This is a genomic window from Hyphomonas sp. CY54-11-8 (assembly GCF_000682735.1).
GTDB lineage: Bacteria > Pseudomonadota > Alphaproteobacteria > Caulobacterales > Hyphomonadaceae > Hyphomonas.
Genome location: NZ_AWFD01000023.1, coordinates 43,298 through 55,949, shown reverse-complemented (window position 1 = coordinate 55,949; position 12,652 = coordinate 43,298). Strand labels below are relative to the sequence as shown.

Here is a 12,652-nt window from a genome sequence, read left to right as displayed (position 1 = left end):
GCTGACAGGAAGGGCGCCGGATTTCTATCAGGAGAACAGGTTTGGCGATTACGGGTGACACGCTGGCGCGCATCGCACTGGATGCGGGCAAACTGATCATGGAGATCTATGAAGGGGATTTCGATTTCAACCGGAAGGGCGACGACTCTCCGGTCACTCTGGCCGACGAAAAAGCCGAGGCGCTGATCCTGAAGGCGCTGGCCGAGGCCGATCCGGACCTGAAAGTCATTGCCGAAGAGGCCATGGCCGCCGGACAGATGCCGGAACATGGGGCCCGGTTCGCCCTGGTCGACCCGCTGGATGGGACCAAGGAATTCATCAACAAGAATGGCGAGTTCACGGTGAACATCGCCATTATCGAGCACGGCCGACCGGTCATGGGCGTTGTTTACGCGCCGGCCCTGTCGCGTCTCTTCGTGGCGGACGCCTACAATTCCGCCTGGCAGGCCGAGGCGGCGCCGGGCGCAGACGTGCCGGCCGAGCGCACCCCGCTGCGCATTAGAAAGGTGCCGGAGGCGGGCGTTACCGCGGTGGCTTCGAAATCCCACCGCACGCCGGAAACCGATGCCTATCTGGAAAAATACACCGTCGCTGACATCAAGGGAGCAGGCTCGTCCCTGAAATTCTGCCTGATCGCCGCGGGCGAGGCGGATCTCTATCCCCGCATGGGTCGGACGATGGAATGGGACACTGCGGCCGGGCAGGCAGTCGTGGAGGCGGCGGGCGGCCGCGTGCTGACGGAGGAAGGCGCGCCGCTCCTCTATGGCAAGCGCGAACGCGGCTATGATAATCCGTATTTTATTGTGTATGGCGGCGTGTCCCCGGTCTGACATAGTCCTGCCACGATCCGGTATCGTTTTCTCCAGCTTTTCCTGCGACCTGTTCTGTCAGGGAGTATCACCATGGCACGTCAGTTCTTCGGCACGGATGGAATCCGCGGCCGCGTAAACCAGAAGCCCATGACCGTTGAGACGGCGCTGCGCCTGTCCATCGCTGCGGCGCGCACCTTTGCGCCTGACGGCGGACGGGATGTGATCATTGGCCGGGACACGCGCCGTTCCGGCGAGATGCTCGAAGCGGCCATCGTGGCTGGGCTCAGCAGCATGGGCCTGACGTCGGTCTGCGTCGGCGTCGTTCCGACCCCGGCGGTGGCCCTGCTGACGCGGGAAACCGGCGCGGCCTTCGGCGTGATGGTGACCGCCTCGCACAACAAGTTCCAGGACAATGGCCTGAAGCTGTTCTCGCCGGAGGGCGTGAAGTTCACTGACGAGGTTGAGGAAAAGCTCGAGACCGAGATGTTCGACGCCTTCGAAGGCAGCTATGCGGCTCCGACGGAAGTGGCAAAGCCCCGCCAGATGGAAGAGGGCGTGCGCCGCTATGTCGATCGATGCCTGGAAGCGGTTGAGGCGGAAGCAGACTTTTCAAAGCTGAACGTCGTGCTGGATTGTGCGAATGGTGCGGCCTACCGGGCAGGGCCCGACGCGCTGCGGAAGCTCGGCTGTAACGTCACCGTCATGGGTGTGTCGCCCGATGGGGTGAACATCAATGCCGGGGTCGGTTCGACGGACACAAAGGCCCTGACGAAAGCCGTGCTGGACAGCAAGGCCGATATCGGGATCGCCTTCGACGGCGATGCCGACCGGTTGATCGTAATCGACGAGCTGGGCGAGGAACTCGATGGCGACCAGGTGATGGCGCTGATCGCGACCGAATTGTTCCACACCGGGCGCCTCAAGGGCGGCGGCATGGTGGCGACCGTCATGTCGAATATGGGGCTGGCGGAGTATCTGAAAGGCCTTGGCCTGACACTCGCACGCACCAAGGTGGGCGACCGATATGTCGGCGAGCACATGCGCGCGCACGGCTTCAATCTCGGCGGCGAACAGTCCGGTCACATTATTCTGTCGGATGTTTCGACCACGGGGGACGGTCTGCTGGCAGCGCTGCAGGTGCTGAAAGTTCTGGCACGGACCGGGAAGAAGGCATCCGTAGTCGGACGGGTATTCGAGCCTGCTCCGCAGGAACTGGTCAATATCCGCTATGCGGGGACCAACCCGCTGGAAACCGAGCGGGTGAAGTCTGCCATCGCCCGGGCGGAAGCGGAGATGGGGGAGAAGGGGCGGCTGGTTGTCCGCAAATCAGGCACTGAACCGCTGATTCGGGTCATGGCCGAAGCGCTGGAAGAAGCCATGATGAAACGGGCGCTGGACGATGTGGTGGAGGCCGTCGAGGCCGAAGCCTGATTAACGCACTGATTGACGCCCCTCCATTGACGCGGGGGATTGCCCCTCGGTCACACCCTCCCGCCTTTCGTTGGGGAACGAATTGCCTCTCCGACCTGATCGCCTATCATCTGGCGAAACGATAACAGGTTCTGGGAGAAACACCGCATGGCCGATGCGACCGAGCTGCCGCCTTTCCGCCCGCTGCCGCAGAAGACACCCGATGTCGAGATGCGCACCGCGCCGGGTGGGGTCCGTTACATTTCCGCCCGCCAGGCACCGGGTCTGCGCCCGCGGACCATTCCGCATTGTCTGGACGAGCGCGCCGCTGAACATCCTGACCGCCCGTTCCTGAAAGAGCGTGACCCTGAAACCGATGAATGGGTGACCGTCACCTATGGCGAGGCGGCCCGCATCACGGACGGCCTCGCGCAGGCTTTCCTCAACATGGGGGCAGGGCCTGATGCGCCGGTGATGATCCTGTCCGGGAACTCGATCCGGTCGGCCATGGTGATCCTTGCTGCACAGAAAATTGGCGCACCGGCCGCGCCGATCTCGGTGCCATACTCCACCATGTCCACTGATTTCGAAAAGCTGAAGCACTGCTTCAATGCCGTGAACCCCAGAGTGATCTTCGTCGAGACGCTGGAGCCGTTCAAGAACGCGATTGCGGCGCTGGCGTGCGATGACTGCAAGGTCTTCTCCGCTGATGCGGGCGGGGACAATACGGTCCTGTCCTATGACGAACTGGCGACGACCCAGCCGACAGCGGCCGTGCGCGAAGCCCGCGACCAGCTGACCGATGCCAGCATTGGAAAGTATCTCTTCACTTCCGGTTCGACCGGCATGCCGAAGCCGGTGCCGACGACACAGGGCGCGATGTGCTCCATGATCGCGGGGCAAGAGGGCTTGCGCGATATGTCCCGTGATCCCGACCATGATCCGGACGCGGTCGAAAACCTTCTCGACTGGCTGCCCTGGAACCACATCTCCGGCTCCAATGTGAACTTCAATGGCGCGCTGTGGAACGGCTCGACTTTCTGGATCGATGGCGGCAAGCCGACGCCGGCCCTGTTCCATGAGACGATCCGCAATGTGCGCGAATGCTCGCCGTCCGTGTTCGGCACGGCGCCAATTGCGCTCGCCATGCTGGCCGAGGCGATGGAAGCCGATGATGACCTGCTGATGGCGTTCTTCAAGAACATGCGCTCCATCGGCTATGGCGGGGCGACCCTGTCGGACGATCTCTACGACCGCCTGCAGGCGCTGGCGATCAAGGCGACCGGCAAACGCATTCCGATCATTACCATGTATGGCGCGACCGAAACGCAGGGCATCACCGTGGTGCACTGGGAGGCTGAGCGCGTGGGTCTGATCGGCCTGCCGCTGCCAGGATCGGAACTGAAGCTGGTGCCGAACGGCGACAAGCTGGAAGTGCGGGTCAAAGGCCCGTCGGTCATGCCCGGCTATCACAATGATCCGAAGAAGAATGCCGAAGTGTTCGACGAGGAAGGTTATTACTGCCTCGGCGATGCGGTGAAGTTCGTCGACGAGGAAGACCCGAACAAGGGCCTGATCTTTGACGGCCGGGTCGGGGAGGACTTCAAGCTTTCCTCGGGCACCTGGGTCAGCGTCGGGACGCTGCGTCCGGACTATGTGGCGGCCTGTTCACCGCTGATCTTCGATGCCGTGATCTGCGGGCAGGACAAGGATGTGATCGGTGCGCTCGTCTGGCCGTCCCCGGCTGGGATGGAGCAGCTGGTCAAGGAGAACAATGGCGACCTGATGGCGGCCTTCGGTGTACTGACCGAGCGGCTGGCGAAGAAAACCGCTGCCTTCAATGCGGGTGAGCCGGGCTCATCCCGCCGGATCCGCCGGGTCATGATCATGACCGAACCGCCGAGCGTCGATGCAGGTGAAATCACGGACAAGGGCTATGTGAACCAGCGCCTCGTGCAGGCCCGCCGGGCAGATCTGGTCGCGGCATTGTTCGCCAATCCGCCAGGGCAGGGCGTCATCTCGCTCTGAGGAGGGTAGAAAGTCTGCACGCTTAAGTCGTTGGAAGGCTTTTCTCGGTAGCACTCTTCTCGGATTTTCGTGGGGAGAGATCATGACCTTCGACGCGCGCAAGGCAAACACTGCGTCTGCGTCCGGCCAGCAGAATGCGCTGTTCGCATTAGTAACTCTCGTTGTCGTGTGCGGCGCGTTCTTCGCCGTGCTCAGCCTGCCGCACAAGGCTGCGGGCAAGGACACGCCGCTTGGTGACCGGGTATCGTCGGTCACGATCAACATGCCAAACCTGCCAGGTGAAGCAGCCGAGGCGTATTTTATCGCCCTCGGCAAGGTGGACCCAGAGGCCCAGATGGCGCTTTCCGGCAAAATCTCCAGCGCGGGCAAGCTGGATGACGAAGCGGTCACCACGCTTGTCATGGCCCATGCCGAGACCGTGTTGCGTGACCATGCCGGTGACCTGGCGAACGCTGATACGAAACACCTCGACGACATTCTGGACATGACGCGTGACCGCCTGCGCACCGCGTCGCGCAAACGCAGCAAATGGTGCGATGCAAGCCGGTATTCCGATCTTGCCGACATGGAGTTCAGGCAGCCGGCCGACTTCGAGCAGTCGATGGCGGCGTTCAAGGCCCCGCTCAGGGACTATTCCTATGACGTGATGACTGGCCTGATGGTTGCCATCGAGGATGCGCGCGAACATCCGGTGACACGCGGAGAGATGACTCGCGCCGACGAGGCCGCCCTGCAAGGCATGGTCATGTCCATCATGGCCGATCCGGATGTGCTGCCCATCATAGTGTCGCTACAATCCGGCGAGGATGCAAAGAAGGCCCTGAAGGGCGTGAATGTCTGCAATCTCGGCGCAACGGCGGTGACGGCAGCGAAAACCCTGCCGCAGGAAACCAAAGGCCGCCTTCTTGCAGAAGGGGCCCGGCAATTGGAAGAAAACGGCGCGTCGGCCTTCCGGACCGGCGTCGGCTTCTGAGGCGTCAGTCCTTGCGGGCGACGCCCGCTTCGCCGAGGCGCCATTCCAGCAGGTCGATCCGGTCCTGGCCGAAAAAGGCCTCGCCTTCGAACACCATGAGCGGCACGCCCCAATGATGCGGGTCCTGTTCGGCCTGGTTTTCGGCGATGACGGCCTCCAGCCGGTCTTTCTCGGCTTCCTGGCGGGCATCCATCTCATCGAGATCGAAGCCGGCGCGGGCGGCCGCCTCCTTCATGGCCGCGCCCTCGGTCCAGGCGCCGCCGGACCAGATCAGGGTGGAGACCTCGTCCATGAAGGCCCAGCCTTCTTCGTCGCCTTTCTCGCAGGCGAGGATGCCGAGCCGGGTGAGCCGGCCGATATAGGGCTGCTCGGGCGAGATCTCGCGTGTCATCATGTTCATGACCACGGGATCCGGGTTCAACGGTCCGATGGGCAGGCCCAGATACTGCGCGTTCCTGACGAAATCGCGCAGCAGGTAAGGCACCCATTGGGGACGAACTTCCTCGAAGAAATGGGGCGTGCGAATCGCAATCGGATAGACCGGACGCGGGCGAACACGCACATCCCACTTTGAGGGGAGGGCGCGGAGGCGCTTCGTTGCCAGATAGGAATATGGCGAGCGGAACGACCAGAAGACATCGACAGTTCTCATGCCAATAGTTTGCCGCCTTCGTGCCGCCTTCACAAGAACCAATTTCGATACCATCTTGCCCGCCATGACACTCGACCAGACCCTCCGCCAGTTTCTCGACCGGTTCACCATGCCCGACCTCAAGGGTCTGGACTGGCAAGTCACGGCCGACCGGCTGCGCCGCCAGTTCTACGTGGCCAGCCAAGCGATCGAGAAAGACGCCCCGGAAATGGCGGACATATCCCACATGATGGTGCCGTCCGGGGAAGGGAAGGTGAAAGCCCGTGTCTACACTCCGCTCGGCGCGGGCATCGCGCCGAGGCCGGGCATTCTCTTCTTCCATGGCGGCGGCTTCGTGATCGGAGACCTGGAAAGCCATGACATGCTCTGCAAGCGGTTGGCGGAAGGGGCCCGGTGCCGGGTCGTCTCCATCGACTACCGCCTGGCGCCGGAGCACAAATTTCCCGCTGCGCATGAGGATGCGCTGAACGTCTGGCACTGGGTGCAGGACCATGCCGACATGCTGGGGCTCGACCCGGAACGTCTGGCCGTATCCGGCGACAGTGCGGGCGGCAATCTCTCTGCTTTTCTGGCCCAGGAGATGAACCGGACGGGCGGGCCTGCGCCGGCTTTCCAGCTGCTGCTCTATCCGCTGGTCCAATTTGCAGATATCCGTACAAAGAAGATGCCGTTCAATGAAAGCGGCTTTTTCATCTCAGCAAATCTGTTCGAATTTTTCCGCGATGCCTATCTCGCCACGCCGGAAGACCGGATGGATATCCGCGTCTCGCCATTGTTTGCCCCGGAAGACTGCTTCCGCGGCCTGCCGCCAGCGCATTTCGTTCTGTGCGGCTGGGACCCGCTGCACGATGAAGGTCTCGCCTATGCCGACAAGATGGCCAGTTTCGGCGTGCCGGTGACGGTGCGGGAATATCCTGGCATGGTGCACGGCTTCATGAACCTGACAGCCCTGTCGGATACGATCCGGATCGCCATCCGCGATGCGGGGCAGGTGACCGGACGGGCGCTCGGCGCCATCTGACACTTTTCCGCGCAAACAAAGAAAAAGGGCAGTCCCGAAGGACCGCCCAGTTGTGTCGGCTTTCAGGAGAGAATTACTCTCCGGGTCCGAACTTTTTCTTCAAGCTGATCTTGAACGTCCGCCCGAACGGGTTGTGGGTGTACGGGTCGTAGCTGACGTCGAAATAGGCCAGCGGCGGGTCTTCGTCCGTCACGTTCACAACGCTGAGGCCAAAATCGAAGCCATAAGGCGCTTCCCAGTTATAGAACAGGTCCAGCGTCGTCATGCTGTCGATCTTCGACGGGCCACCCGTAAAGGCACCCTGCAGATTTGGTGTCCCGCGCTCATCGTCATAAGAGTCGATGTGACGGATCACGCCGCGGAAGTTGTGGTCACCCATTGCCAGATTAGCGAACAGGTTGCCTTTCCATTGCGGCAGGGAGCGGGAGAAGTTCGACCGGTTAAACTGGCCAACACGGTCCCCGCCCGGGATGCTCACACCCTCGATATCGAAGTCGGCCACATCATACTCAATGATATAAGTGGCTTCGCCGCCGATGGTGAAGTCCATTCCGTCGGAAAGGTTCCACTCATTCTGGGCCCGCAGATCGACACCGGATGTCTTGATGTCCGGTCCGTTGGTCACATTTGTGCGGACACGGGCGATGTTGTCCCCGGGTGCCGTGCTGTAACCTAACGGATCATCTCCTTCAAACGTGATGCGGGACAGGATCGGGTTTTCGGTATCGTTCGCTGTAACAGCCGCAATGGCTGCGTTCACGATCGAAGCCTGGTCTTCAACGATGATCGGATCGGAGAAGTCGAAATTGTAGTAATCGACCGATGCATTGAAGCCGCCCTGTTCATAGAGGGCGCCGAGGTTGAAGGAGAAGGCCGATTCCGGCTTCAGGGCAGCGTTGCCGAACTGGTCAATCGCCTTGAAGGCTGAAGCTGGCGCAACAAACTGAAGTGTCGTGCCGACACCGGTCAGCTGGTTGAGCGTCGGACCTTTGAAGGAGGTCTGAGCCGAACCGCGCAGGGCGAGGTTGTCGGTGGCTTGCCATTTGGCAGCAACTTTTGGGTCGAAAGTTGAGCCGACATCGCCGCCATAATCCTCATAGCGCATGGCGACCTGAACGTTCACGTCGTCATATAGCGGAATCTGGAGTTCGCCGAAGACGGCATAGATGGTCTGGTCTTCATCCGCAGGCGTAGTACCCGCAAGGAAAGAGAACGGACCAGTGCCACCAGGCCCGGGGCTGACGGTCAGGTCAGTGAACGAGTTCGGATCAACCTTGAAGCCTTCGCGGCGGACCTGGACGCCAAGGGCGTAACCTACTGCACCGCCTTGTGCCTGGACGTTGCTTTCGCCGCTGAGCGCCGCATCGAAGACCATGAGGTCGGACGTCACGACAGTTCCAACGCCTTCAGTCAGCCAGTTGGCCAGCGTTGCGCTGTTTTCCAGGCTCGGGACATAGGTCGGGTTGGCGGCGCCGGTTACGCCGTTCGCCGGAATGCCGTTTGAGAACGGATTGTACCATTCACACCCACCTGCACCCGCCGACAGGCTGCCGGTGTAGCCAGCTGCCCACGGTTGTGTTCCGGTCGCTGGATCGTAGCCGGTGGCAGGATCTGTACAGACACCATAGCCATTCAGCGCGGCGGTGAAGCCGAGAATGTAAGTGTCGTTGGTGATCCGCTCGCCCTCAGTCTTGTGCCAGGTCAGCGCGGTATCCCAGTTTACACCATTCTTGAACTGGCCGGACAGGTCACCGGAGAGACGGTAGGTCTCATACGTGCGGAAGCCTTCCTGGGAACTGTAGCCGGTGCCAGGGAAGCCGCCCCAGCCGAAAGATCGTCCGATGAACAGCGCTGCAAGCGTGCCCGACGGGAAGTCGGTCGGATTGTCAGCGATATACTGCTGGAAGCCCGGGCTGGTAACAGGCACAACCTGCGTAGCAAGTTCCTGCGGCGGATAGGATGGGGAGGTTTTCCAAGTCGGAACATCCGAATAGCCGTACATGCCCTCTAGGTGCATATCCACGCCATTGCCGAAGGTCCGGTTATATTCGGAATAGACCTGGTAGCGCTCTTCCTCCTCGACAAGATTGTCGTACTGTGTGAACTGGAAGTAGCAGCGATTCAGAACATAGGGGTTCACGAAACCGCCGACATCGTCGCAGCCAGCCTCTGTATTCAGTGCTCCGATGACGCCAGTGGCGCCGAGCGCAACATAGCGGCCCGGATTGGACAGAGACGACCAGCCACCGACCGGGTTATCCTCCCAGGTCCGGATCGCCCAGTCTTTTTCGTTTAGGGCCACTTCGGAGCGCTTCTGGTAACCAATCGAAGTCACCCAGTTCCAGTCACCGCCTTGGAGACCATAGGCAGCAGACAGTTCATAGTCGCCGTCGGACCCATCAAACTGTGAATAGGAGCCGCCGACTTCCAAGCCTTCCAGATCATCACGCGTGATGAAGTTAACCACACCTGCAATGGCGTCGGAACCGTAGACAGCCGCAGCGCCGTCTTTCAGCACTTCGATCCGGCCGATTGCGGCGGATGGGATCATGTTCGTATCGACGAAGAGTTGTGCCTGCTCACCGACGGAGTAGGGGTGGAAAACCTGACGCCGGCCGTTGAGTAGCACGAGCGTACGGCCCGGTCCAAGGCCGCGAAGGTTGATGTTCGAAGTGCCTTCCAAGCCGTTCGACGAGAACTGGTTGGTCTGGCCATCCACACCCGACGAAACGCCGAGGTTCCGGATCAGCTCAGTAATCGATGGGTTGCCTTCCAGCTTCAGGTCGCCCGCGGTCAGAACGTCGACGGGCAGGGCCGCGTCTTCCGGGGTGCCCTGAATAAGGGAACCCGTCACCGTCACTTTGGACTGGCGAAGTTCCGAGCCGTCTTCTTCCTGAGCGATGGCTGGCAGGGCTAGAAGCAATGATGCCGCTGACGCACCCGCCAGCAGCCGAATTGATTGTCTCATTTGTTTCCTCCGTTTGTGCGAGGCACCGGATCTGAGCGTCCGGATTTGCTCTCACGCAGGGGCAGGATAGGCAGACCTAAGACCTCTCGAACAGGAAAAAATATTGTGCGGCGCAGCAGAAGAGCGGGCGGCCGCGAAATAATTGCCCTAAAACAACGTTGTCACTCGCGTATTTGGTGTCCGTATTGCGCAACTAACGGGCACTCCGGTGCCCAAAATTTGGGAATTGTGGCTCTATTGTAACACTCGGCCAAAATATTCGGGTGCGACTGTGAGACTACTGTGAATGCTTCAGGTGTCGCTGTTACGTTGGAAATAGCCCGCACGAGAACGGGTCCGAATATTTCTCCCAGATCAACTTGAACTCAAAACGAGGAAACTATGGCGCTCAAGCACAGCTTGCTTGCGACCGCTTCTGCGGTCTTTTTTCTGACGTCTGCAGCACACGCTCAGGAAACCACAACCGAACGCGAATCCGCGATCGACAAGGTGCTCGGCACCGTCACTGTCACGGCAACCAAGAAAGCCAATGTCGAGAACGTCCAGGACGTTCCGGTGGCCGTGACGGCCTTCAATTCCGATACGCTGGACGCGCTGAACGTGCGCGACCTCGGCTCGCTCAGCTACTCGACCCCGAACGTGAACCTGACGGATGTCGGCACGTCGCGCGGCGTTGCCAACTTCTCCATCCGCGGCCTCGGCATCAACTCGTCGATTCCGTCCATTGACCCGACGGTCGGCGTCTTCGTCGATGGTGTGTATCTCGGCACCAACAGCGGCGTCGTGCTGGACCTGTTCGATCTCGACAGCGTTGAGATCCTGCGTGGCCCGCAAGGCATCCTGTTCGGCCGCAACACGACGGGCGGTGCTGTCCTGATCAACACCGGCAACCCGACTGACGAGTTCCGCTGGAAAGCCCGCGCGAGCGTTGAGACGCCGATCGATGACGGCCGTGGCGGCCCAAACTCCACCCTTCAGGCGACCGTGTCCGGCCCGCTGATCGAAGGCAAGCTCAACGGTAAGCTCGGTGTCTACTACAACTCCGACGCCGGCTACTTCGAGAACCTTTATAACGGCGACAATCAGGGCGAAGCCCAGACGTCCATCGTTCGCGGTGCCCTGGAGTGGATGCCGACCGACGACATCACTGTCCTCGGCAAGGTCGAGCGCTTCGACACCCGCGGTGACGGCCCTGTGGCCCAGAACCGCGGCCTGTTCGACCGCGACTCGTTCGACTTCTCGATCAACAATCCGGGCCTGCAGGACAGCGAAGCCACATTCGCCACGCTGCGGACCGACATCGATGTCGACTTCGGCAATGGCCGCATCACCAACATCATCGGCTATCGTGATGTGAACGGCGAAACATCGGGCGACATCGATTCGACCCCGCTGACACTGTTCCATTCCGGTTCGGAATCCTCGCAGGAGCAGTTCTCCGAAGAGCTTCGCTATGCCGGTACTTTCGGCAAGGCTGAAGTGACGGTCGGCGGCTTCTACTTCACCCAGGAAGTCCGCTACACCGAGATCCGCTCCCTGCCGACGCTGAGCGCTGCGACTTTCTATGGTGGCGGTGGCCAGGACCACAATGTCTACGGTCTCTTCGGCCAGGTGGACTATGCTGTCACCGATCGTCTGACGGCCATCTTCGGCCTGCGTTATGGCTATGAAGAAAAAGATGCGGACATCACCTACATCCGTCCGCGTCCTGCGTGTTCGGTTGTGGATGCAACCTGTCCGACGACGGGCACCAACCCGTTCGTCCCGGGTGAGCCGAACGGCTTCTCCAACAAGGATGACTGGAGCAACTGGTCGCCGAAAATCGGCTTCAAGTATGAGCTGGACGATACGTCGCAAGTCTACGCCCACTACACGAACGGTGTGCGTTCGGGCGGCTACAACTTCCGTATCACCGATCCGGCCCTCTTCCTGTCGATCTTCCCGAACCCGAACCTCGACGCTGCGACCGACGAAGAGAACGTCGACAGCTATGAAATCGGCTTCAAGCACCAGACCGAAGACGGCCGCGGCCAGTTCAATGCGGCTGTGTTCTTCAACGACATCTCGGACATGCAGCGCGAGCTGAACCTACCGTCGCCGTCTTCCGGTGTGTCTCAGGTCATCCTGAACACGGCAGATGCCGAGATCCTCGGCTTTGAAGCGGAAGGCCGCTATGCCGTGCTCGACAACCTGCTGCTGACCGCCAATGTCGGCGTGATCGATGCGGACTATACCGACGTCTGGTACGACATCTCCAGCGACGGCCTGATCAACGGTCGCGACCTGGCCCTCGATCTGCCGCGTGTGCCGGAAACCACCTATGGCTTCGGGTTCATCTATGACCACGACCTGGGCGATAAAGGTACGCTCGTTGCGCGCGCCAACTTCCAGCATCGCGACAAGAACGCCTTCACGGACAACAACTGGGGCTGGATGAACGCGGCTGACATGGTCGATGCGAACCTGACCTGGAACACGCCGTATGAAGGCCTGTCCGTGGCTCTGTTCGGCAAGAACCTGCTGGACGAAGTCACCGCTGGCAACGACACGCAGCTGCCGTTCGGCGGAAACGTCTCGGCTCTGGTGCCGGGCAGCTCGAACCTGTCGACGGGTGTGAACACGCCGTACGCCTACTATCCGGGCGCCGGCACGCTGTCGCCGCTGATTCCGGGCCGCCGCATCGGCTTCGAAATCACCATGAAGCACTAGGCTTCCTGGAAACGCTTTTTCGAGAGGGGCGGGCGGCAACGTCCGCCCCTTTTGCATTCGGTCGTCAAACACCATTGCG

General features: G+C 60.9%; 8 protein-coding genes. 6 read left to right on the top strand and 2 right to left on the bottom strand.

Translation table 11 applies throughout. From position 1 onward, the window contains the following. Positions 1 to 41 precede the first annotated feature (41 nt). The 4 genes from cysQ to HY17_RS11465 all read left to right on the top strand — a co-directional run bounded on the left by cysQ (position 42) and on the right by HY17_RS11465 (position 5,223). Positions 42 to 830 (top strand): 3'(2'),5'-bisphosphate nucleotidase CysQ, encoded by a 789-nt coding sequence (gene cysQ, locus HY17_RS11480; RefSeq protein ID WP_034766667.1) that lies wholly within the window; start codon positions 42 to 44, stop codon positions 828 to 830. Positions 831 to 902: 72 nt separating this feature from the next. Further along, positions 903 to 2,243 carry a phosphoglucosamine mutase gene (gene glmM, locus HY17_RS11475; RefSeq protein WP_034766666.1) on the top strand — a complete coding sequence of 447 codons (1,341 nt, stop codon included), beginning with the start codon at positions 903 to 905 and terminating at the stop codon, positions 2,241 to 2,243. 147 nt (positions 2,244 to 2,390) lie between these two features. Beyond that, on the top strand, positions 2,391 to 4,250 hold the full coding sequence (locus HY17_RS11470; RefSeq protein ID WP_034766664.1) for an AMP-binding protein: 1,860 nt from the start codon (positions 2,391 to 2,393) through the stop codon (positions 4,248 to 4,250). A gap of 82 nt (positions 4,251 to 4,332) precedes the next feature. Further along, positions 4,333 to 5,223: a hypothetical protein gene (locus tag HY17_RS11465; RefSeq protein WP_034766663.1), complete on the top strand. Its 891-nt coding sequence runs from the start codon at positions 4,333 to 4,335 to the stop codon at positions 5,221 to 5,223. 4 nt (positions 5,224 to 5,227) lie between these two features. On the opposite strand, the gene HY17_RS11460 is transcribed toward HY17_RS11465, so the two are convergent. Next, the gene (locus tag HY17_RS11460) at positions 5,228 to 5,875 is read right to left on the bottom strand and encodes a 2-hydroxychromene-2-carboxylate isomerase (protein WP_034766662.1); all 648 of its coding nucleotides are present in this window, start codon (positions 5,873 to 5,875) and stop codon (positions 5,228 to 5,230) included. Here HY17_RS11460 and HY17_RS11455 point away from each other — a divergent pair. Continuing rightward, a complete protein-coding gene (locus HY17_RS11455) occupies positions 5,874 to 6,896 on the top strand; it encodes an alpha/beta hydrolase (protein ID WP_233348766.1) in 1,023 nt (340 codons plus the stop codon). The genes HY17_RS11460 and HY17_RS11455 overlap by 2 nt on opposite strands. A gap of 73 nt (positions 6,897 to 6,969) precedes the next feature. Here the strand turns inward: HY17_RS11455 and HY17_RS11450 are convergent, their stop codons facing one another. Continuing rightward, entirely contained in the window at positions 6,970 to 9,864 is a 2,895-nt protein-coding gene (locus HY17_RS11450; RefSeq protein ID WP_034766661.1) for a TonB-dependent receptor domain-containing protein, read from the bottom strand. Positions 9,865 to 10,245: 381 nt separating this feature from the next. On the opposite strand from HY17_RS11450, the gene HY17_RS11445 reads away from it, so the two are divergent. Further along, positions 10,246 to 12,573: a TonB-dependent receptor gene (locus HY17_RS11445; protein WP_034766660.1), complete on the top strand. Its 2,328-nt coding sequence runs from the start codon at positions 10,246 to 10,248 to the stop codon at positions 12,571 to 12,573. Positions 12,574 to 12,652: the final 79 nt, after the last annotated feature.